Genomic DNA, 23,488 nt, shown 5'->3' on the forward strand with positions numbered 1-23,488 from the left:
AACAGGGCAACGAAATTGTTACCCCTATTGATTTAAAAATTTTCAAAATTTTAATGTTGAGGCTGACTGATAATCATTTTAGAGACAATCGCATCACCAGAAGCAACCAATGCAATCATTTTTTGGGCATAATCCTCAGAGGAAGCATAACCTTTAGCTTTTCCAGTTGCTGTTTCCACTTCCCAGAAATAGTTTCTTTTGGCGTCCATTTCAGATTTCAATTCAAAGAAACTTTTGATTTCCGTTCCGGTAACCACCTCGCCCGAACTTGATAATGCAATCATTCGTTTAGCTTGTTCTAAAGACAATGAAGTCCCAGAGTAAGTGCCTTTGGTCGTTTCCACCTTCCACTCAAAAACTTGAGCGATGGCATCTTTTGTAATTTCAACAACTTCGTTTGAAGCGTTAAGGGTCGTTTCATTCGTAGCATTTAAGTTCAACATGGATAACACTACAGTTCCGATAATTAAAATTGATTTTTTCATGATTTCTAATGTTATAGATTAATTAATTTTTGTTCGTCATTTTTTGACTGTTACACCCTTATATCAACCCCCTTTAAAAATTGTTACCCCTTTTTTTAAATTTTTTTATTTGGGCGTTGCCCACAAGGGGTCGGGCTTTCCGTTCCAAGTCCTCGCTCCGCCCTATGGGGCTACGCTGTGGGCTTTACTCTGCAATCCCTAACGCGGGTGCTGATAGCATTCAGATAAATACGATGTTTAAGGAAATTCTTTATTTTAGGGGCAAATTCAAAAGCGGGCATGGCCGAAAAGAAAATTCACGAAGACCAGAAATATATCGACGGGTTACTGAAAAACAACTCCTTTGTTATTCAATCTATATATGACAAGTTTGTGCCCAAGGTGGTGAATTATATCAAACAGAATAGTGGAAGTTCGGATGAAGCGCAGGACGTAGTTCAAGATACATTAATCACCATATATAGTCAAGCCAGCCAAAAAGGATTGCAATTAACCTGTCCGTTCGACGCCTATTTTTTCCTACTCTGCAAACGCAAATGGTTAAACGTTCTAAAAAAGTCTTCCAATAAAGAGGTAACAATTAACGAGGAAGTGTTATCTAAAGGTGACGAGGCCCAAGAACTGGCTTTTGAAACTTCCGTTTTCGGTGAAAAACAAGCACTGTTTGCAGAAATGTTTAACCAGCTCGGGACCGCGTGCAAGGATTTGCTAAAAGCTACTTTTAAAATAAAATCGATGGAGGAAGTAGCCAAGAGTTTGGGCGTAACCTACGCCTACGCCCGCAAAAAGAAATCCCTCTGCATCGGGAAATTGACAGCACTAGTTCAAGGGTCGCCAAAGTTTAACCAACTTAAATTGTAAGTGTTATGGAAGACCAAAATTACATAGAGTTTGAAGCCTACCTTTCCGAGGAACTTTCCGCGGAAGAATGCGCCGATTTTGAATCCAGATTGGAAACCGACCCCGAATTTCAAGAAGCCTTTGAAACCTACAAGGAATTGTCTTCATTTTTAGAGCACAAATTTGGAAACGAAGAGGCTTCCCTAGCGTTTCAAAATAACCTAGAAAACCTTTCAAAAGCCCATTTTGAAAAAACGGAAACCCAAACCAAATCCGGTTCCTCAAAAACCTATGTTTTAATGAAATACTTGGTGGCCGCATCCGTAGCCATTGTGTTTGGGCTTTTTACGTTTAATCAGCTTTCCACGCCAAGTTATGCGGACTATGATGATTACGGCACGATTAGTTTGACCGTACGAGGTAACAATGATGCGCTTTTAAAACCGGCAGAAGATGCATTTAACACAGGGAATTTTGAAAAAGCAAATGAGGCGTTTGGGGAATTGCTTTCAAATGATGATTCAAATATTGAACTCCAATTATATAAAGGTATTTCATTATTGGAATTGAATCGATTTGATGAAGCCGATAGCCTATTTGGAAAGCTTTCAGCAGACACATCAGCTTATAAAAATAAAGCCACTTGGTATTTGGCACTAAGCAAACTAAAACAAAAGGATTACGACGCCTGTCTGCAAATTTTAAAAACCATCCCTGAGGATGCCGACGATTATAAGCAAGCACAAAAGTTAATCAAGAAATTGGATTAAATCCAAACCCCGACCTGCAAGGTTTTGATAACCTTGTAGGTCTCTAGGTGACAGAAAGACTTCACAGGTTATATGGTGGCTGAGCGAAGTTGAAGCCAATACCCGTAAGGTCTAATTTTATCCGAGAAAATCCGTGCAATCCGTGTCAAACATCCTATTTTTACCGAATGATTATCACCGACACCCACACCCATCTATACAGCGAAGCCTTTGATGAAGACCGGCACGAAATGATACATCGTGCCATGGATAAAGGCGTTAAGCGTTTCTTCATTCCTGCTATCGATTCCACATACACCAAATCCATGTTGCAACTGGAAAAAGATTTTCCTGAGCATGTCTTTTTGATGATGGGACTGCACCCCACTCACGTCAAAGAAAATTATATGGACGAGTTAAAACACCTCGAGGATATGCTTTCAACACATAAATTTTATGCCGTCGGCGAAACAGGCATTGATTTGTATTGGGACAAATCCACTTTGGGCATTCAAATTGAGGCCTTCAAACATCAAATTCGCTTGGCGAAACAATACCAATTACCAATAGTAATTCACTGCCGTGAATCCTTTGATGAAATTTTTGAGGTTTTGGATAGTGAGAAAGACGAACAACTTTTCGGGATTTTTCATTGCTTTACTGGCACGTTGGAGCAAGCCCATCAGGCATTGTCGTATAATATGAAACTGGGCATCGGGGGTGTTTCCACTTTTAAAAATGGGAAAATTGATAAATTCATCAATCAAATCGATTTAAAACATATCGTTTTGGAAACCGATGCGCCATATTTATCTCCAGTGCCCTACCGAGGCAAACGCAATGAAAGTGCATACATTATAAATGTGTTGGAAAAACTATCTGAGATTTATGGTGTTTCAAAAGAAGAAATTGCCGAAATTACAACTCAGAATTCGAAAGATTTTTTCAAAATATGAGTCGTTCCAAGCCTAATATATTGTTGATTTATACCGGAGGTACCATCGGAATGGTAAAGGATGCCGGAACCGGTGCGCTCCATGCGTTCAATTTTAATAACCTTCTAAAACGGATTCCGGAATTACAGTTATTGGACTGCAATATTGAAACGGTTTCCTTTGAAAACCCAATCGATTCCAGTAATATGAATCCTGAGTATTGGGTTAAAATAGCAGAGATTATTGAATCGCATTACAATGATTGCGATGGTTTTGTGGTGCTCCACGGAAGCGATACGATGAGCTATACAGCTTCGGCATTAAGTTTCATGCTGGAAAACTTATCCAAACCAGTGGTGTTTACCGGAGCTCAATTACCGATTGGAGACCTCCGAACGGATGCCAAGGAAAACCTGATTACATCCATTCAAATTGCGTCCTTACAAGAAAATAACGAACCTGCAATTAAGGAAGTATGCTTGTATTTTGAATATAAATTGTACCGGGGCAACCGCACTACTAAAATAAATGCGGAACATTTTCAGGCCTTCAGATCTTTGAATTATCCTTGCTTAGCCGAATCGGGAGTGCATCTAAAAATAAATCAGCAGTATTTGTTAAGTAATGAGGTCGCTGGACCATTAAAGGTTCATAAGACGTTGGACAGCAATATTGGCCTGGTAAAATTGTTCCCCGGGGTGACCGAATCCTATATCAATAGCGTTTTAAATACATCAAATTTAAGAGCAGTAATTTTAGAAACCTATGGCTCAGGCAACTGTACTACCGAAGCATGGTTTGTCGAGGCCTTAAAGAATGCCATTTCAAAAGGGATACATATTATAAACGTCACCCAATGTGTTGGTGGCGGTGTAAATATGGGCCAATATGAAACTAGCAGTAAGTTGAAAAAAATCGGCGTGATTTCCGGAGGAGATATGACTACGGAATCTGCAGTTACCAAATTGATGTATCTGTTGGGAAAAAACCTTTCTAGCAAAACCCTCAAAATCAAGTTTGAAGCCTCTCTAACAGGTGAAGTTTCCTAAAAATAATACCCAAAGTTTTAGGGTTTAAAATATTTTTTGTTATTTGGGCAACCCTAAAGTATTATTGGGATAAAGAGAGGTGGCCGAGTGGTCGAAGGCGCACGCCTGGAAAGTGTGTATACGCCAAAAGCGTATCGAGGGTTCGAATCCCTTCCTCTCTGCATTTTTATTTATGCTTTAGTTGTATTTTTTTTATATCTTTAACACTTTAACTAATAACATTAAGATTTAGAACATGAAAAGATTATTTTCTATCCTAGCCATAACTGGAATGATGGTATTTGGAACGGCAAATGCAACCACAAAAGCAACAAGTTCTGTTGCTACAACTGTTGTAACTACTCAAGATTCTGCTGAAGAAGCAGCTGGTGAAGAACTTGGGTTTCATCAAGAATTAAAGAAGCGTTTCATTGAAGGTGGCGCCGATTTTATGGGAATTGTATTATTGTGTTTAATTCTAGGTTTAGCAATTGCCATAGAAAGAATTATCTTTTTAAATCTTTCAACAACCAACTCTAAAAAATTAGTACAAAGCGTAGAAGACGCTTTGGCATCTGGAGGTGTTGAAGCCGCTAAAGAAGTTTGTAGAAACACAAAAGGACCTATCGCTTCTATTTACTATCAAGGTTTGGATAGAGTAGATGAAGGTCTGGACGCTGCAGAAAAAGCTGTAGTGGCATACGGAGGTGTTCAAATGGGACAGTTAGAGAAGAATGTCTCTTGGATTTCATTATTTATCGCATTGGCTCCAATGCTTGGTTTCATGGGTACGGTAATTGGTATGATTCAGGCATTCGATAAAATTGAAGCAGCTGGGGATATGAACCCGTCACTTGTAGCAGGAGGTATTAAAGTAGCACTTTTAACAACGGTTTTCGGTTTGATTGTTGCAATTATCCTTCAGATATTCTACAACTATATTATTGCTAAGATCGATAGCATCGTAAACGATATGGAAGATGCTTCCATCATGTTAATGGACTTGTTGATCAGACACAAAAAGTAATAATTAAAAACATAAACTATTATGCATAAAATATTTAAAATATTGGCCTATGTGCTTGCTGTTATTGCCATTATTCTTACGGCAATGATTGCTAGTGGCAATGAAGGACAAGTAGGAAGCATATTATTTGTGGCCTACATAGTCTTGGCTATAGTTTTGGCGGCAGTTGTAATTTTTACATTGGTAAATACTTTTGCAAATCCGGCTAATTTGAAGAGAACGCTTATCAATCTTGGGGCTTTCCTTTTGTTGGCGGTTATTTGTTATGCAATGGCTACTGGAACAGAAACCGATTTAAAAGATGGTGGAACGCTTTCCGCGGGAGCTTCAAAAATGGTGGGAGCTGGATTATATCTATTCTATTTCCTTATCATTATAGCCGCTGGGACTATGTTGTTCTCAGGAATTAAAAAAATGATTAAATAAATATGGCAAAACGAGCAGCACCGGAAGTTAATGCAGGCTCAATGGCCGACATTGCTTTCCTTTTATTGATTTTCTTCCTTGTGACCACAACCATTGAAAAGGACTCCGGTATTAACCGTAAGTTGCCGCCAATGGAAGAATCTGAAGAAGATGTCATTATAAAGCAAAAAAATATCTTCACTGTATTGATTAATAAAAATGATCAATTGCTAGTGGAAGATGAGCAAATGGAGATTAAGGATTTAAGAAAAGCGGCCGTTGAATTTTTGGATAACAACGGTGATAAATCTTGTAGCTTCTGTCAAGGAAAAAAGGATCCGAAGTCCTCTGATAATCCGGATAAAGCAGTAATTTCATTGAAGAATGACCGTGAGACATCCTATGCAGCTTACATAGCGGTTCAAAATGAACTTGTGGCAGCATACAATGTTTTAAGAAACAGACGAGCCCTGCAAGTTGGGGCTAAAAGAGGGTTTCCTAACATGAATTTCATAGAAATGCAGGAAACTTACAAGGATGTAAGATGGAATGGAAATAAGGACAAATTAAAGGCTCTTATTGACGAGATTAAGACTGAGATTCCTCAGAAGTTGTCAGAGGTAGTTGACTAATAACAAAGAATAAAATAACTTAAAAGAATATGTCTAAATTTAAAAAGAAAAAGGACGGCGGTTTGGCACCAATCAATACGGCGTCTTTACCCGATATTGTTTTCATGTTGTTATTCTTTTTTATGGTGGCAACGGTAATGCGGGAAGACACGCTTTTTATTAAAAATAACTTGCCTTTAGCTGATCAAGTTGAGAAGCTAGATAAAAAGAACCCTGTCAGTTACATTTACATGGGACAACCAAGTAAAGGCTATGAAAAATTTGGAACTGAGGCTAGGATTCAGCTGAATGATAAGTTTTCAGACATCAGGGACATCGCGCCATTTATAGCAGAGGAAAGAGCTGCTTTGCGTGAGGAGTTGGTGCCTTTTTTAACCGTTTCACTGAAGGTGGATAGAGATGCCAATATGGGTATTGTAGGCGACGTAAAGCAGGAACTAAGGAAAGTAAATGCTTTAAAGATCAATTATACTACTGGTTTGGGTGACGCCTTGACCAACATAAAGTAAACTAAAAAAAATCTTAGTACTGTTAAAAATAATGTTCTAGTTTGAACATCTGAAAGTCGGGAGTTTATTCTCGACTTTTTTTATGTTCTAAAACTCAATAATCGGTTTGATATTTATTAACTTTAGGAGCTTTTAACCCTGTCCTAATTCCGAAAAATATGTTGCAATATAGTTCAAAAGCCTTAACCATTTTTAGTCCGCAATCCTTCATGAATTCTGGTGCCCCTTTTTTTGATATAGGCGTTTCGGCTGGATTCCCATCACCAGCGGATGATTTTAAGGAACAGCGACTATCTCTTGATAGGGAACTCATCAGGAACAAAGATGCCACTTTTTTTGCTCGCGTAAGCGGACAGTCCATGATTGGAGCTGGTTTGGATGATGACGATTTATTGGTTATCGATAGAAGCTTGAAACCCGAGCATAATAAAATAGCAGTGTGTTTTTTAGATGGCGAGTTTACTGTAAAGCGACTAAAGGTCAGAGAAAATGGGGTGTGGTTGCAACCTGAAAATCCCGAGTATCCCATAATTCAAATAACTGAGGAAAATAACTTCATCATTTGGGGGATTGTGACCAACGTGATAAAAAAAGTTTACTAGCACTATAGTTTCTTATATATGGTCAACCTTTCAGGATTAGATATTGGAATCGTAATAGCTTTCTTTCTCGTTACATTATGCATTGGTATTTGGGTTTCAAAACAAGCAGGAAAAAACAGTGCTGAATTCTTTTTATCTGGGCGTAATATGCCATGGTGGCTATTGGGGGTTTCCATGGTGGCCACTACGTTTGCAGCAGATACGCCTGGATTGGTAACTGAACTTGTTAGAAAAGATGGGGTATCAGGCAATTGGGTTTGGTGGGCCTTTCTTTTAACAGGCATGCTTACGGTATTTTTTTATGCGAAACTTTGGCGAAAATCTGGGATTTCTACTGATTTGGAGTTTTATGAATTAAGGTATTCCGGGAAACCTGCCAGTTTTTTGAGAGGCTTTAGGGCTATTTATTTGGGAGTGGTTTTTAATATTATTACCATGGCAGGTGTTTGTTTGGCTGGGGCTAAAATTGCCAATATTTTGCTTGGTTTGTCGCAATCGGATGCATTGCTGTATTCTTCCATCATCGTCGTAATTTATTCTTCCTTAGGTGGTCTGAAGGGAGTTTTGATAACAGATTTTATACAGTTCATTATTGCCATGGTCGGCTCAATTTGGGCAACCATTTACATTGTAAACCTTCCCGAAATTGGCGGGATGCAAAATTTATTAGCTCACGAAAACGTGGTTAACAAGCTGGACATTCTCCCCGATTTTTCCAATTCCGATGTAATGATTACATTGTTTATAATCCCTTTTGCCGTGCAGTGGTGGAGTACATGGTATCCTGGAGCTGAACCCGGAGGAGGAGGCTATATAGCCCAACGTATGCTTGCGGCCAAAGACGAAAAACATGCCACCTGGGCTACTTTGTTTTTCAATTTTGCGCACTACGCCTTGAGGCCTTGGCCATGGATTGTGGTAGGTTTGGCTTCATTGGTTGTGTTTCCCAGTTTAGAAAGTATAAATGCTACTTTCCCCAATTTAAATGCCGATATGCAAGGACACGACGTAGCCTATGCAGCAATGATGACTTATTTACCAGCAGGGTTAATCGGTATTGTGCTTACGTCTCTTATCGCCGCATTCATGAGTACAATTTCCACGCAACTCAACTGGGGAAGTTCCTATGTAGTGAATGATTTTTATGCGCGTTTTGTGAATAAGGAGGCCTCCGAAAAGCAAAAGGTGCTTATCGGTAGAATTTCTACTGTGGTGTTAATGGTTTGTGCCGCCTTGTTTTCTTTTTATATCAAGTCGGCAAAGGATGTTTTCGATTTGTTGTTGCAAATTGGAGCGGGTACAGGATTATTATTCATTATGAGATGGTTTTGGAATCGCATTAACCCATATAGCGAAATTGCTGCGATGGTTATTTCATTTATTATAGCTGTTGTTTTCTTTATTAATGGGAAGCTGGATACGCCTTGGTTTGAAATGAAGGGTTATTGGCAGTTGATTTTAGGAGTATTGATAACCACAATTGGTTGGGTAATAGTCACGTTACTCACAACAAAAACGGACGCGGAAACCATCCATAAATTTGAAGATTTGGTATTTGGCCAAGAAGATAAGTTCAAGAATTTTAAGTTTAAAATTTTAGGATTCCTGCTTGGGATAATTGGGACTTATAGTTTTCTTTTTGCAACTGGATATTTTATATATGGCGATATAAACAGAGGTATAGCATTATCGGCAACTTCGATTACGTGTGTGTCCATTTTGGTAAGAAACTGGAAGAAAATTGTATAAAAAAAGGTGAAGCTTCTGCCTCACCTTTAAAGTATTATTGTCAAAATGACTAAAGTTCTAGGGCTTTTTTTACGTCATTATCCATTAGTAATTCAACTGGGCTTTCGAGTGCTTCTTTTACGGCTACCAAGAAACCAACACTTTCCTTACCATCAATAATTCTGTGGTCATAGGACAGAGCCACATACATAATTGGTCTGATTTCAACCTTGCCATCCACAGCAACCGGACGTTCCACAATGTTGTGCATTCCTAAAATACCGCTTTGAGGAGGGTTGATAATCGGCGTAGATAGCATACTTCCAAATACACCACCGTTAGAAATCGTGAAGGTGCCACCTGTCATTTCATCTACAGTAATTTGGCCATCACGAGCACGAATAGCCAAACGTTTCACTTCTGATTCAACACCTCTAAAGCTTAAATTTTCGGCATTTCGCATTACAGGGACCATCAAACCTTTTGGCCCAGAAACAGCAATGCTGATATCACAAAAATCATAGGAAATCATTTCCTTGCCATCAATCATCGAATTAACAGCTGGATACATTTTAAGCGCCCTAACTACTGCTAGGGTAAAGAAACTCATAAACCCTAAACTTACGCCATGTTTCGCCTTAAACGTTTCTTTATATTCGCTTCTTAAAGCGAATATGGGCGACATGTCAACTTCATTAAATGTCGTCAACATTGCCGTGGTATTTTTAGCTTCCACTAAACGTTCGGCAACTTTACGTCTCAACATGGACATTTTGCTTCTTGAAGTGCCACGGCTTCCACCAGTTGGTGTGCCCATAGAAGGAACAGCATTTACCGCATCATCTTTAGTAACCCTGCCATCTTTTCCAGTACCTTGAATAGAAGAGGCCTCAATGCCCTTTTCTGCCAAAATCTTTTTGGCTGCTGGACTTGCACTTCCAGTAGCGTAAGTCTTGGTTTCAGTTACAGGAGCAGATTTAGCCTCTGGTTTGGGCGCTTCTTCTTTCTTTTCTTCTTTTGGGGCATCGCCGCCCTCTGGTTTTTCGGCATTCGTATCGATATGGCAAACCACTGCGCCAACGGCCACAGCATCACCTTCTTCTGCCTTTAATGTAATAGTACCACTGGCTTCAGCTGGAAGTTCTAGCGTAGCTTTATCGCTATCTACTTCGGCAATGGCTTGATCCTTTTCAACATAATCCCCATCTTCAACTAACCACTCAGCAATCTCTACTTCTGTAATAGATTCTCCTGGTGATGGTACTTTCATTTCTAAAATCATGTGTGTATAACTTTAATTGTATTCTTTAAATTATTTTATATCAAAAACTGTATTGATAACCTTTTGCTGTCGAGCCTTATCCCTTGTGCTAGAACCTGGTGCAGGTACAGAATTAAACGGTCTGGAATTTACTTCTAATTTCACTAAATTCATACGTTGCAACAAGTAACTCCAGGCACCCATATTTTCAGGTTCTTCCTGGGCCCAAACATAACGTTTTACATTTGGGTATCTGTCAATAACCTTTTGAATGTTTTCAAGATGTAAAGGGAACAGTTGCTCAATCCTCACCAAAGCAATGTTGGAAGTATCCAGCTCCTCGCGTTTCGCCAATAAATCATAATAAAATTTACCCGTACAAAACACTAATTTTTCAACCCTTTTTGGGTCAATAGTATCATCGATCACTTCTTGAAACGTACCATTCGCCAATTCACCAATAGAAGATACTGCTTTTGGGTGTCGTAATAAACTTTTAGGTGTGAAAACGATTAGAGGTTTCCTGAAACCGCGTTTCATTTGTCGCCTTAATAAATGAAACATGTTAGCAGGTGTGGTGCAATCTGCAACAATCATATTGTCGTTGCCACACAACTGTAAATAGCGTTCCATCCTTGCGGATGAGTGCTCCGAACCTTGGCCTTCATAGCCATGTGGTAGTAAAACTACAATACCGTTTTGGGCTTTCCACTTGTCCTCGGCGGCGGATAAATATTGGTCAAAAATGATTTGTGCACCGTTACTAAAATCACCAAACTGAGCTTCCCAAATCGTCAAGGTATTTGGATTGGCCATAGCATAACCATAATCAAAACCTAGCACGCCATATTCCGACAAAAATGAATTATAGATGTCCATATGGCCTTTGTTGTTTGGGTTGGTATTCAAGAGATTGACCCGTTCCTCAGAAATCACATCACGCAAAATGGCATGACGATGGCTAAAGGTCCCTCGCTCAACATCCTGACCTGATATACGCACGTTATAACCTTCCTCCAACAGGCTGCCATATGCTAGAGTTTCTGCCATCCCCCAATCCAAAGTGTCGGTTTCAAATACCATTTTGGCGCGCCCTTCTAAAATACGTTCTGCTTTGCGCAAAAATTTAACACCCTCAGGAACTGTTGAAACTAATTTTGAAATATATTTTAACTCATCTTCCCCATAGGATGTATCCTCACTTTCCAACATGGCTTCAATGCCTTTTCGTTCAAAACCATTCCAGCGTTCCTGCATAAACTCCCTTACTTTGGAAGACTCAGCTTCTTTGGCCTTTTCGTATTCACTTTCCAAAGTGTTTTTGAATTCTGCAACGATGGCCTCGGAGTAAGTTTTATCTATCGTATTTTCAGCGATGAGCTTATCCGAATATATCTTGAACGGGTTGGGGTGCTTGGAAATATTTTTATATAAATTGGGTTGTGTAAAACGAGGTTCGTCACCTTCATTATGCCCATATTTTCTGTAGCCCAATAAATCAATATATACGTCTTTTTTATACCGCATTCTGTAGTCTAGAGCCATTTCCACCGCATGTACAACCGCTTCTGCATCATCTGAATTAACGTGCATGACGGGAGATAATGTTACTTTTGCAACATCTGTGCAGTAGGTGCTAGAACGGGCGTCAAGATAATTAGTAGTAAACCCTATTTGGTTGTTTACAACAATATGCACAGTACCACCAGTTTTATAGCCATTTAATTGACTCATTTGAGCTACTTCATAAACGATACCCTGCCCGGCAATGGCAGCATCACCATGCACAAGGATTGGTAGAATTTTAGAATCATCTCCACCATAATCGGCATCGATTTTGGCACGCGTAATTCCCTCGGCCACTGGTCCAACTGTTTCTAAGTGCGAAGGATTCGGCACTAAATTCATTTTTATGGACTTACCGTTTTGATAGGTTTTATCCAATGTTAATCCTAAATGGTACTTAACATCACCATCAATATTTTCATCCTCAAAATCTTTGCCTTCAAACTCACTAAACAGTTCGCGCATTGGCTTTCTAAAAATATTGACCAATGTGGACAATCTTCCGCGGTGCGCCATCCCCAGTACACATTCCTTTACGCCATATTTTTCAACGGCCATATACAATGTATTACTGATAGCCGGAATTAACGACTCACCACCTTCCAACGAAAATCGTTTTTGGCCTACGTATTTGGTTTGCAAAAAGTTTTCAAAATTTACCGCTTGGTTCAATTTTGAAAGGATGTATTTTTTGGTTTCGGCGGAATAGTTTGGATGATTGTCGTTGACGTTTAGCTTGTCCTGCCACCATTTTATCACCTCTGGATTCCTAAGGTACATGTACTCCACACCAATGGAATCACAGTATATACTGTCAAGATGCGCAATGATTATCCTAAGCGTTTGGGCACCAATCCCTAAAACTTCACCTGCATTGAAAACCGTATCTAAATCGTTTTCGGAGAGGCCGAAATTTTCGATGTCCAAGGTAGGTGAATAGGTTCTTCGATCCCTAACTGGATTGGTTTTTGTAAACAGATGTCCCCGCCCTCTGTAGCCGTCAATTAAACGGGCTACCTGGAATTCTTTTTGAATGTGCTCGGGGATTTGTGTTGTAACGCCTTCTACAATCTCACCGTCAAGGCCATAGTTTTCAGAGCCAAAATCATAACCTTGAAAAAAGGCTCTCCAACTGGGTTCAACACTATCGGGATTTTGCAAATATTGCTCATATAAATCCGCAAAATATGCGGTATGTGCAGCGTTTAAAAAGGAAAATTTATCCATTATTTTTTGATGCTATCGCTTCGAGAAAAAATATTCTTCAAAAATACAACTTTTGATAATATATGATACGCCTTTAGAGATATTTGTAATAGGCGCCTGCGCTTTTAATCAATAACATTATGAATCCCTTAAAATTTTGAGAATTTCGAGTTTTGTTACGCTTAATTTTGAAATATAAAAAAAGCACTTTCAATATTTTGAGAGTGCTTTTCTATTTTAAGAATTTTGAATCTATTGCAGAGTTGGTGAGTAATTTGTCGGAAAACTACTGGCTTTGGCCACATTGCCCGAAGCCATAAAATTAGAACCAAATTTTTCATCAATAGCTTCCAAGAATTTATTGGCCATAAACGCATAGCCCCTTCCAGTTAAATGGATGCCGTCCAAACCTACGGCACCACCGGTAACCAAATCGGCAGTAAGATTAAACCCATCAAAGTTTATGCCCGTTGTTGCAGCCTCTTTAAGCGTTGCATTTAGGTCCACTAAGGCAACATTTTCATTAGAATCGGCTACACCCGCAATAGTTGCGTTGTAACTATCCGTTGCCGTTTTGATGTTCATTTGTTCCTGAGGCGTTATTACCCATTTGTCTTCCAAAGGTAAAGTTATGCCTTCAACTGCAAATTGAGCAGCTAAAGCTTCTGATAAGTTTTGACTTTCAAGAAATGCCATAAAAGGCGCATTAACCCCTCCTATAACTGTTGAACTTGTTAAAACCAATAAATCTTCTGCAGTAGCTGGTCTCGATTGTCCATAAATCAACCCTAAAAAGCCTGCCACTTGGGGAGCAGCTATGGCTGGGAGTCCAAATTGATCTAAAAATTGAGGAAATAGAGGGCTACCCAATAAAGTCTGAGTAATTAAAGCGGAAATATTATTTAAGTCTTCATCTACTATCACCACAGGATTTGGAACGTCTGTAGCAAAAACTACGCTTCTGACATTAGCATCATCGATAGCACCTTGAGACTCTAGAAATGCATAAACACCATTTAAGTTACCATATAGTGCGTTCAAGGTTGGTATTTGAGCTGCAAGAGCAGGTCCAGTATCTTCATCATTTGGATCCAAAGGATTGTGTGGCACAGTAGTAAAATGTGGTAAATCTGTGATGTCCGGTACGTTGGTTACCACGCCTTTGGCACCTCCTGCCGTTAAAGTAGATACCATGGCGTTAAAGGTTTGTGCAAATACACTGGGATCTGTAATATCAGTAATACCGTAAGACGCGGGATTCAAATTTCCTGTTTGGTCAACGCCATCACCTCCAGCTATAGCATAGCCTAAAACATCATCACCGCCTACTTCCGACAGCGTAAAGAAGGTTGGGTTTTGTGCCATGGCATCTCCTAAAACGGTAGCGCCTGGAGAAGAAGCAATCCTTGTATAAAAGGGATTAAATACAGCATAACCTGGTGTTACCAAATGAAAACTTTTAGCACCGGGTATTCCAAAATTATTGAAATCACTACCTATGTTAGTGGTTGCTTCGGTAGTTATTGGTGGCACTGGGGCACTTAGGCTTGCCAAAAATTGATCCACTGCCTGAGGCCCTGGGATATTGGGATTAAAAATAAAACGATACCCTCGTACTACATTGCCTCCTGCTAAAATCCCACCGGTGTTGTCGTTCATTAATGGCTGTTTGAATTCTCCGCCCCCAATTTTAGCAAATTGCTTTGACAAGGTATTTGGGAAGGAGTTCTCTTGAGCGGCAATAAACAGGCCGTTATCTGTAAACCCAGCCGTAAAAGATGCACCAACGGCAACATAGTTAGAAAAATCAGCTGAGCCAGCGGTCAACTCTGGGAGCATTTCCTCTTCAGGTATAATATCTTGAACTTCCTCACAGGACAAAAACCCTAAAAGAAGTGTAAAAAACCATATACATTTAAAATTTGAAGTCATCATCTTATAAGTTGTTAATTATCCATGAAACATAATATTGGGAACCGATACGTCCAGTTCCCGCAGCTGTGAAATATTCATCCCCCATAAGGTTTGTTGCGCCTGCCTTAAACTGAGATTTAATTTTTGGAACCCTAAAATTAATTTGGGCATCCAGTACATGGTATGCTGGGACATCAGCCGTTAGGAATGTGGCTTCCCAGACGTAATTATCGCTCCATCTCCACGCCACATTAAAGCCAAAGTTTTTGAAAAGATCCGTATTTCCAAAAGTAGCTTTAAACTTGTGCTCAGGGGTATTGAAGTTAGTCTGGAAATCAGGATTTGTGGCACGGTCAAAGTCTAAACGAGCATAGGTATAGTTTGCACCTAAATCATAATCCCCAAATACTTTTGTAGTTACTCCAATGGAGGCACCCCAAGAACTAACATCAGCTGTTGTATTCGTATTAGCACGGTATGCTTGAAAATCTTCATTGGCTAAGGCAATAACCGAAAGAGGGGTGGGTGTACCGTTTACCGGAAACGTTTCCGATAATTGTACGTCACCATAAAAAGGACTGATAACATCTACAGATGTAATAAAATCTTTGTACCTATTGTGATACGCACTCAAATCGATTATAACTTTATCAACCTTACCTCTATAACCCACCTCGAAAGAAGTAACCTGCTCAGGCTTTACCAATTCTGGATTTGCAATTTGTAAATCGGCTGGGTTTTGCGATTGGCTAAATGCCGTAACTGAACTTCGGGTAAACGAATTATTATAAGCTCCAGTAGCATCATATGTAAAACTATTTGTGCCTAAAATGGCTTGGCCGGTAGGTGAAATGTCCGCTCCGCTTCTCGTCCTAATATCCCTTTGCGGATTGTCTTTTGCACCCCCCAACAAGATGATTGGACCTACATCAAATCCAATATAAAGGGATTGGGTGTCTGGATTTCTAAAACCCGTCTGGAACGATGCCCTTATGTTATGGTTTTCGTCATCACCTATATTGTACCCGAAAGATACTCTCGGAGAGAAAAAAGGATCAAAAAGTTCAGATTTATCATAACGGATGGATGCCGTAACTTTTAAACGTTCGTCCTTCAAAAATTTCTTTTGAAGCTGTGCGTAAACTCCAACTTCAGAATAGGGAATGGAACTTAATTTATCGGTATAAATAGACCCGAACGAATTCAATTCATAATTACGATAGGACCCACCAACTTGAATTTCGCCCCAATCGATTAAATGGCTAAAATTATAATTGGCGTCGATGTGGTTCAATTTAGATTGATCTCTAAGTTGACTACCTGTTAGTACGTCCGGGTCGGCCGTAACTGTATTAAAGGCCTGCTGGAATTCAGGAGAGCCAGGTTCAAAACGGCCGGTATCAGCAACTGTTCGTGCCTGGGCGTGCGCCTCATCTGCTGTTAAACCAGCTAAGGTACCTTGTATAAACGCCCCAGTATATTCCCCAAACCATTGCTCATCAGATTTCCATTTTCTATTGATATTCAAACCAGTAAATACCATGTCGTATGAGTTTCCGGCATTTTCTCGGGTTATGTAGCCCCTCACAAAAAAATTGTCGTTTTTTACTTCTATTTTATGTTGCTGTAAAAAGAAATCTTTTATTTGATACCTGTTTGACCCTTGGTAGATGGTAGCGCCAGAACCTATTTTACCGACATATTGTATTTCAAAATCATTGCCCCATGGTCGATAGTAAAGACCCCAGTCTGCTTTAATGCTTTTAGCATCATAATCTGTTAACGCCGATTCTGCATATCCTGTTCTGCTCACATTTACAGAAGGAACTAAGTTGGCAAGTGCAGGATTAGGCAATTCTCCTAAACCGGCCAGGATCTGGGCTACGTTTGCAATATTACTTGAGGCCAAATCACCATAAATATTTACGCCATCGTAATCAATATCATTCTCCCTTGTACTATTTGGGTTTACTATGGAGCTAGTTCTATCCTTTCCTCTTGTATCGTTTGCAACCCAATCCGTTCCTTGCAGATAACTAAAGTTAATTTTGGCGGCGAATTTATCATTGAATTTGTGGGCAGCACGTATACCATAGTCAATATATTGATTATCTCCAGCGGCTTCCTGCGAAGTCATCCCATACTTATAATATCCACTGATTCCTGCATGGTCAAAAGGATTTTTACTGCGCATAAACAGAATACCGTTAAAAGCGTTCGCGCCGTAAAGCGCTGAAGCGGCTCCAGGTAATAATTCGACACTTTGCACATCCGTTTCAATCATTCCGAGTAAGTTCCCGAGGGGAAAGTTCAGTAATGGAGCCGCGTTGTCCATACCATCCACAAGTTGCATAAAACGCGTGTTGGCAAATGTGGCAAAACCTCTGGTATTGATGGATTTGAACGTTAAACTGTTTGTGTTGATATCTACACCTTTAAGATTTTCAAGGCCATCATAGAATTCGGCTGCCGCAGTATTTTTGATTTCTTTTAAACCGAAACGCTCAATGGTTACCGGCGATTCGAAAATTCGCTCAGGTGTCCGCGAGGCGGAAATTACTACCTCGTCAAGTGAAGTCCCTTCGGTTAATACGAGGTCGAATTTTTGGCCATCAGAGGTTACTTCTTGTGTTGCGGATTCAAAACCGACACTACTTGCCTGAATAGTAAATGGTGGATTTTGATTCGAAGTTAAAGTAAAGCCACCGTCAAAGTCGGTTACAGTTCCTGAGGAGGTGCCAACTATTATTATATTGGCACCTGGGATAGGCTGACCGCTATCGTCGGTTACAGTTCCTGAGATTGTTGTTTGGGCATAAACTGAACCGCAAAGTAACAACAAAATACACTTGAGTATTGTTTTCATCTATGCTATTAATTAGTGTTATTAAAGGGCTAAAAAATTTGACTGGTGCGCCAAAAATATAAAAAAATTATGCACGCATAGTATATTTTATCAAAAAAGTAACTAAAAAACTACGTATTTGGTAAAAATTGAAAGCGAAAATTGTTAAAACAATAAAATAAGAGGTTAAAAACGTTATGTCCAACCTCTTGATTGGTTTACTCTACTGTGACGGATTTTGCTAGATTTCGTGGTTGATCCACATTTTTGTCGAGAAGTACAGCTATATGGTACGAAAGTAATTGTAAGGGGATAGTGGTTAATAACGGGGACAATGATTCTAACGTATCAGGCACTTCAATAACATGATCGGCAAGTTCTCTAACGATACTGTCACCTTCAGTAACAACTCCAATTATTTTTCCTTTTCGAGATTTAATCTCTTGGATATTACTCACAACCTTATCATAGTGCTCTGCTTTGGTAGCTATAACTACTATAGGCATGTTTTCGTCAATCAAAGCAATAGGACCATGTTTCATTTCAGCAGCTGGATAACCCTCCGCGTGGATATAGGATATTTCCTTTAATTTGAGGGCACCTTCTAAAGCTACTGGAAAATTATATCCTCGTCCTAAATACAAAAAGTTTGTGGCGTCCTTGTATATATCCGATATGATTTTAATGTGGGCATCAGACTCCAGAGCCTTTTCTACTTTATTAGGAATCATTTCCAATTCCAATAAATGACGACGGAAATCAGAACTCGAAATCGTTCCTTTTGCTCGAGCCAATCGTAACGCAATAAGCGTTAAAACAGTAATTTGTGTAGTAAATGCTTTTGTGGAAGCTACACCAATTTCGGGTCCTGCATGAGTGTAGGCCCCCGCATCCGTTTCTCTTGCAATTGACGAACCTACAACGTTACACACGCCAAAAACAAAGGCTCCTTTTGATTTTGCCAATTTAATTGCCGCAAGTGTATCGGCAGTTTCCCCTGATTGGGAAATGGCAATCAACACATCATTTTCGGTAATTACAGGATTTCTATACCTGAACTCAGAAGCATATTCCACTTCTACGGGAATTCTAGCTAAATCCTCAAAGATGTACTCGGCTACCAAACCTGCATGCCATGATGTGCCACAAGCCACAATAATTATGCGGTCTGCATTGAGAAATCTTTTCATATTATCCTCAATACCTCCCATTTTAATAATTGCTTCATCTCTCAGCAAGCGCCCCCTATAAGTGTCTGTTATGGCTTTGGGTTGTTCATGGATTTCCTTTAACATAAAGTGGTCGTAACCTCCTTTTTCAATTTGCTCTAAATTCAACTGGAGTTCCTGGATATAGGGATCAACTAAAGAATCGTCTTTAATTTTTCTCACTTTGATACCTTTATGGAATCTAATAATTGCCATTTCTTCATCTTCCAAATAGATTGCATTTTTAGTATATTCTATAAATGGTGAAGCATCACTGGCAATGAAAAATTCGTCCTCACCGATACCTACGGCAAGAGGACTTCCCAAACGGGCTACTACTACTTCTTCAGGCTTGTTTTTGTCAAATACTGCAATGGCATAAGCTCCTACTACTTGGTTTAGAGCTATTTGCACAGCCTTTCCTAATTTAATGTTTTCTTGGTTTTTTATTTCCTCTATTAAATTGACCAGAACTTCAGTATCTGTATCAGATTTGAAAGTGTACCCCCTCGCAATCAATTCCTTTTTTAGGGATTCGTAGTTTTCAATAATACCGTTATGAATGAGAACCAGATCTCCAGAATTGGAAACATGAGGGTGTGAGTTGACATCGTTAGGCACACCGTGTGTTGCCCAACGCGTATGCCCTATTCCTAGATTACCACTTTTGCTAATTTCGCTGGTTACTCTTTCTTCTAAGTCCGAAACTTTTCCTTTGGTCTTCGATACTTTTAAGTCCGAACCATCAAAAAGCGCAATTCCGGCACTGTCATATCCTCTATATTCTAATCTTTTAAGTCCTTCTATTACAATGGGGTAGGCATCTCTATGTCCAATGTATCCAACGATTCCGCACATAATATTATTCGATTTCTGGGGTTATCATATTTAAAGCGCAAAGATTAAAAATAATTGCGAATGCATTTATAATTATTATACGAATGCTCAAATATATACGATAAAATTCATTTAAGTTTTATTTTCAGGCAATTACATTCCAAAAAACACAGTATTACCTATTAGCTTCAGTGAAAAATATTTCAAATTTCATCTCTTTGCCATCCATTCTATTGCTACCGTTTAATACGGTTCCTTTTGGAGAAATGATACTTGCCGAAGGTACACCTGTTAGGGTACTTCCACTATTTAAAACTTGAGCATTCTGAGCGGCATTTACATTGGTTGAGACAACTAGTCCCAATTTTACATTGGTAGAATCCCTAACAAGGATATTGTTAAGATGATCTGTAATTCGGAGTTTGTAAGTCACTTCCCCCGTATCTTCATCAACCAATCGTTGTCCTAAGCTAAATACTTTTGAGTTTATTGGATTGGATAAGTTATCCGTAGGATCTGAAAAATAGTCAATTATTGGTATGTTGTTTTTAAGGTCGTAAAGATAGAGCCTTAAATATTCAGTGTGATCGTCACCATTTGGATACTTTGAGATTTCAGGAGATAACCTCATAACTTCATCTTCATGAATAACAATCTGCGCTTCGTTTATCAAGCGTTTTAATACCTTATTGCCGTTTTGTTCCAAAAATTCGTTTTGATCGTCTCGTTGTATGAATAGATCCTTAAAACCCTCTAGTTCGTCATCATCAAATAACTCAATAATTGCCATGGATCCTGCGGGTCCTTTTAAAAATAGCTCGGCGTCACCATTATCTTTATCCCCGTCGCCCAAGCCGGTGTAATTATTTATTAGAGTATTTAACCTGTTGCCTGAAAAATTTAGGGTATAAGAGGCAGCAGTTGGCTCTTCATCGCTTACATTAATTTTCCGTTTATAGTAAACAACAAGGTTTGCATTGCTACTTAATAAGTTCAGCATTACCAAACTACCATCATCACCTGAGGTTTCTGCTTTAATGTAAAGCCCTTTGAAGTAGTTTCTGAACTGATTGGCGTTACTCAATTCTGGGGTGCCTCCCATATCCAAAATCAAATTTTTCCAATAGGTTTTCTGACTTTCTGAGCTTGCTAAATTTAATTTGATTGCAGGTTCAGAAAAGGCTGTAACGGTTTCAGTACCAGAAACGACATTCGTTTCAATTGGGGCAGGACTTGGGGTAAATGCATTATTTTGATAAAGCATAGGGCCAATATTTTCGTCAAAATTTACCGTGGAAGTCCCAGTGAATATGAAATTATCATTTGGGCTAGGGTTATTTTCAGCCAATGAATAATAATATTGAGGTACGTCTTCCGAACTGAAGGCAAAATCCCTTAACGGATAGCCGTTTTGATATATAGATAGCATAAAACTTCCAGGTTCCGCAGTATTATTGTCTTTGACAAACAAAGAATCTAATCGGTATTCTGGCTTACCATCATCCCCTACATCAACCTGCGTACTAAAGTAGGGAATTGTTAAAATAACGGAATCAACTTCCCGTTCAAATCCGAAATCCGGATCATTTAAGGTAGGAGTAACTTGTGTAACGATACTTGCAGTTGTTCTTCCAAAAACAGGGTCATTATATACGCCTAACATATTTGATGACAGCCCGTTAACTTGAACGGTGTCTATTTTTTTGGTATAGGAAGTGATGGTGAACGAAGTGTCTGCAGCATTAAAATTAAAATTGCCTTCACCTAAAACATCACTCTGTATAGTGCTAAAGTCTTTGTCACATGAAACAAGTGCTAATACCGCAATCAGTACCGGCAATATATATCTTAGGGCTTTATATATCTTTTTCATCAATGTGTTTTTTTGCCAAATGCCCATTATGGGCTTTCATAAAATAAATAGGGTAATCGATAGAAAACTAGCTAAGCACTTCGGTGTTAAAGAACTGCGTATATGCTTCGCTGAATTCGTCCTTGCTCTTGTAATCCATAATAGGCTTGTCGGACTCTTTGATGTAATTTTCAAGATATTCGGGAATCTCTTGTGAGCCGATAATCAAAGCATCGGAATAGTCAATAGCAACCTTCATTAAATTGTTGTAAGATGGTTCTTCAAGTGGTTTAATAGCCTCTTCGTTTATATTGTCAAATTTAATCTTATTGTGCATATCTTTATTTAACGTATTGTTAAAACTTTGATTGTACACTGAAGTTACTATTTTACTTTCGTTGAACAAGGGTTCGTCCTTGTAATATTCTTTCAAATACAAGGGCAATAAGGAAGCCAGCCAGCCATGGACGTGAATAATATCTGGAGACCAGTTTAATTTTTTAACGGTTTCAATAACTCCTTTTGCAAAAAATATTGCACGTTCGTCGTTATCGTCAAAAAGAGCCCCGTTTTCATCCGTTAACGTTGCCTTTCTTTTAAAATATTCGTCGTTGTCAATAAAATAAACTTGGATGCGTTCCTTTGGAATAGAAGCCACTTTAATAATCAGAGGCATATCTAAATCATTGATTACCAAATTTATACCTGATAATCGAATCACCTCGTGCAACTGATGCCTTCTTTCGTTAATATTGCCATAGCGTGGCATGAAGATTCTGATTTGGCCACCCTGCTGGTTCACCATTCTTGGGGCTTCAAATGACATTGAAGAAATTTCGGTTTCTGGTAAATAGGGCACTACTTCAGATGATACATACAATATCCTCTTATCTTTCATACGGTTTGCTTTTGCAAGATTCAAAAATAAAAACACGCAAAAGTACAAAAATTTATGCAAAGTCCCTGTAAAATCATAAGTTTGCACCCGTTAATTTTTTATTAAAACGTGACTGTTTACAGCGAAAAAAGCAAGATTGGCGATGCTATAGCGAAATTGAAATCCGAAGGGTTGTCTGTCGGAATGGTTCCCACTATGGGTGCCCTTCATGAGGGGCATTTACAATTGGTTAAAAAAGCAATTGCCGAGAACGATAAGGCTGTGGTCAGTATTTTTGTAAACCCAACGCAGTTCGATAATAAAGAGGATTTAGAAAAGTATCCCAGGACGCTTGAAAGTGATGTCGCTTTGTTGAAAACGGTAAGTGAGACAGATATTTTGGTTTATGCACCCGCCGTAAGGGATATTTATGGTGATAATCCCGTGTCCGAAAACTTTGATTTTGACGGGCTAGAGTTTGAAATGGAAGGCAGGTTTAGGAGCGGGCATTTTGATGGGGTTGGTACAATTGTTAAACGTCTTTTCCAAATTGTAAAACCGAATAAGGGCTATTTTGGTGAAAAGGACTTCCAACAATTGCAGATCATCAGGAAATTGGTTGAAAAACATGATTTACCCGTCCAAATTGTGGGTTGCAAAATCCATCGTGAAGCCAATGGTTTGGCCATGAGTTCGCGAAACACTAGGCTGACGCCAGAGCATAAAAATGCGTCGCCTTTTATTTATAAAACTCTAAAAACTGCCAAAGCAAAATTTGGCACAAAAAGTGCTACTAAAATAACGGAATGGGTTGAAAATCAATTTAAAGCACATGATCTGTTAGAATTGGAATATTTCATCATTGCTGATGTGGAAACCCTAAAGCCAATTAAAAGAAAATCACGAAAAAAGAAGTATAGGGCTTTTATAGCTACGTATGCTGGCGATATCAGGTTGATAGACAATATCGCATTAAATTAAT

The 23,488-nt window shown here is 39.1% G+C and carries 19 protein-coding genes and 1 tRNA gene; 12 read left to right on the forward strand and 8 right to left on the reverse strand.

Going from position 1 to position 23,488, the window contains the following annotated elements; translation table 11 throughout:
- Window positions 1-50: 50 nt before the first annotated feature.
- Window positions 51-485 carry a hypothetical protein gene (locus ACFSR8_RS01850; RefSeq protein ID WP_380288470.1) on the reverse strand — a complete coding sequence of 145 codons (435 nt, stop codon included), beginning with the start codon at window positions 483-485 and terminating at the stop codon, window positions 51-53.
- A 279-nt stretch (window positions 486-764) separates the two neighbouring features.
- Here ACFSR8_RS01850 and ACFSR8_RS01855 point away from each other — a divergent pair, with 279 nt between their 5' ends.
- The 11 genes from ACFSR8_RS01855 to ACFSR8_RS01905 all read left to right on the forward strand — a co-directional run bounded on the left by ACFSR8_RS01855 (window position 765) and on the right by ACFSR8_RS01905 (window position 8,961).
- Window positions 765-1,346 carry an RNA polymerase sigma factor gene (locus ACFSR8_RS01855; RefSeq protein ID WP_380288472.1) on the forward strand — a complete coding sequence of 194 codons (582 nt, stop codon included), beginning with the start codon at window positions 765-767 and terminating at the stop codon, window positions 1,344-1,346.
- A 5-nt stretch (window positions 1,347-1,351) separates the two neighbouring features.
- Window positions 1,352-2,095, forward strand: a complete 744-nt coding sequence (locus ACFSR8_RS01860; protein WP_380288474.1) for a hypothetical protein — start codon at window positions 1,352-1,354, stop codon at window positions 2,093-2,095.
- A 167-nt stretch (window positions 2,096-2,262) separates the two neighbouring features.
- Window positions 2,263-3,030, forward strand: coding sequence for a TatD family hydrolase (locus ACFSR8_RS01865; protein ID WP_380288476.1), 768 nt, complete (start codon window positions 2,263-2,265; stop codon window positions 3,028-3,030).
- Window positions 3,027-4,058, forward strand: coding sequence for an asparaginase (locus ACFSR8_RS01870; RefSeq protein ID WP_380288478.1), 1,032 nt, complete (start codon window positions 3,027-3,029; stop codon window positions 4,056-4,058). Before ACFSR8_RS01865 ends, ACFSR8_RS01870 begins: the two co-directional genes overlap by 4 nt.
- Window positions 4,059-4,131: 73 nt before the next feature.
- Window positions 4,132-4,219, forward strand: a tRNA-Ser gene (locus tag ACFSR8_RS01875).
- Window positions 4,220-4,293: 74 nt separating this feature from the next.
- Window positions 4,294-5,064 (forward strand): MotA/TolQ/ExbB proton channel family protein, encoded by a 771-nt coding sequence (locus tag ACFSR8_RS01880; RefSeq protein WP_380288480.1) that lies wholly within the window; start codon window positions 4,294-4,296, stop codon window positions 5,062-5,064.
- 21 nt (window positions 5,065-5,085) lie between these two features.
- The gene (locus tag ACFSR8_RS01885; RefSeq protein ID WP_186561037.1) at window positions 5,086-5,490 is read left to right on the forward strand and encodes a hypothetical protein; all 405 of its coding nucleotides are present in this window, start codon (window positions 5,086-5,088) and stop codon (window positions 5,488-5,490) included.
- 2 nt (window positions 5,491-5,492) lie between these two features.
- The gene (locus ACFSR8_RS01890; RefSeq protein ID WP_186561036.1) at window positions 5,493-6,101 is read left to right on the forward strand and encodes an ExbD/TolR family protein; all 609 of its coding nucleotides are present in this window, start codon (window positions 5,493-5,495) and stop codon (window positions 6,099-6,101) included.
- Between the two features lie 29 nt (window positions 6,102-6,130).
- Window positions 6,131-6,610: an ExbD/TolR family protein gene (locus tag ACFSR8_RS01895; RefSeq protein WP_186561034.1), complete on the forward strand. Its 480-nt coding sequence runs from the start codon at window positions 6,131-6,133 to the stop codon at window positions 6,608-6,610.
- Between the two features lie 158 nt (window positions 6,611-6,768).
- On the forward strand, window positions 6,769-7,212 hold the full coding sequence (locus ACFSR8_RS01900; protein WP_186561032.1) for a LexA family protein: 444 nt from the start codon (window positions 6,769-6,771) through the stop codon (window positions 7,210-7,212).
- Between the two features lie 18 nt (window positions 7,213-7,230).
- A complete protein-coding gene (locus tag ACFSR8_RS01905) occupies window positions 7,231-8,961 on the forward strand; it encodes a sodium:solute symporter family protein (RefSeq protein ID WP_380288484.1) in 1,731 nt (576 codons plus the stop codon).
- 49 nt (window positions 8,962-9,010) lie between these two features.
- On the opposite strand, the gene odhB is transcribed toward ACFSR8_RS01905, so the two are convergent.
- From odhB to ACFSR8_RS01940, 7 genes are all read right to left on the reverse strand, one after another.
- Entirely contained in the window at window positions 9,011-10,222 is a 1,212-nt protein-coding gene (odhB, locus tag ACFSR8_RS01910) for a 2-oxoglutarate dehydrogenase complex dihydrolipoyllysine-residue succinyltransferase (protein ID WP_380288486.1), read from the reverse strand.
- Between the two features lie 30 nt (window positions 10,223-10,252).
- On the reverse strand, window positions 10,253-12,994 hold the full coding sequence (locus ACFSR8_RS01915; protein ID WP_380288488.1) for a 2-oxoglutarate dehydrogenase E1 component: 2,742 nt from the start codon (window positions 12,992-12,994) through the stop codon (window positions 10,253-10,255).
- Window positions 12,995-13,225: 231 nt separating this feature from the next.
- Window positions 13,226-14,908 carry a G-D-S-L family lipolytic protein gene (locus tag ACFSR8_RS01920; RefSeq protein WP_380288490.1) on the reverse strand — a complete coding sequence of 561 codons (1,683 nt, stop codon included), beginning with the start codon at window positions 14,906-14,908 and terminating at the stop codon, window positions 13,226-13,228.
- A gap of 1 nt (window position 14,909) precedes the next feature.
- Entirely contained in the window at window positions 14,910-17,753 is a 2,844-nt protein-coding gene (locus tag ACFSR8_RS01925) for a TonB-dependent receptor (RefSeq protein WP_380288492.1), read from the reverse strand.
- Between the two features lie 197 nt (window positions 17,754-17,950).
- Window positions 17,951-19,798 (reverse strand): glutamine--fructose-6-phosphate transaminase (isomerizing), encoded by a 1,848-nt coding sequence (gene glmS / locus ACFSR8_RS01930; RefSeq protein WP_380288494.1) that lies wholly within the window; start codon window positions 19,796-19,798, stop codon window positions 17,951-17,953.
- A 154-nt stretch (window positions 19,799-19,952) separates the two neighbouring features.
- A complete protein-coding gene (locus ACFSR8_RS01935) occupies window positions 19,953-21,650 on the reverse strand; it encodes a DUF4270 domain-containing protein (RefSeq protein WP_380288496.1) in 1,698 nt (565 codons plus the stop codon).
- A gap of 67 nt (window positions 21,651-21,717) precedes the next feature.
- A complete protein-coding gene (locus tag ACFSR8_RS01940; protein ID WP_380288498.1) occupies window positions 21,718-22,527 on the reverse strand; it encodes a glycogen/starch synthase in 810 nt (269 codons plus the stop codon).
- Window positions 22,528-22,635: 108 nt separating this feature from the next.
- On the opposite strand from ACFSR8_RS01940, the gene panC reads away from it, so the two are divergent.
- Complete coding sequence (gene panC / locus ACFSR8_RS01945; RefSeq protein ID WP_380288500.1) at window positions 22,636-23,487, forward strand: pantoate--beta-alanine ligase; 852 nt, start codon at window positions 22,636-22,638, stop codon at window positions 23,485-23,487.
- Window position 23,488: the final 1 nt, after the last annotated feature.

It is taken from the genome of Hyunsoonleella rubra (assembly GCF_042684665.1).
Classification (GTDB): Bacteria; Bacteroidota; Bacteroidia; order Flavobacteriales; family Flavobacteriaceae; genus Jejuia; species Jejuia rubra.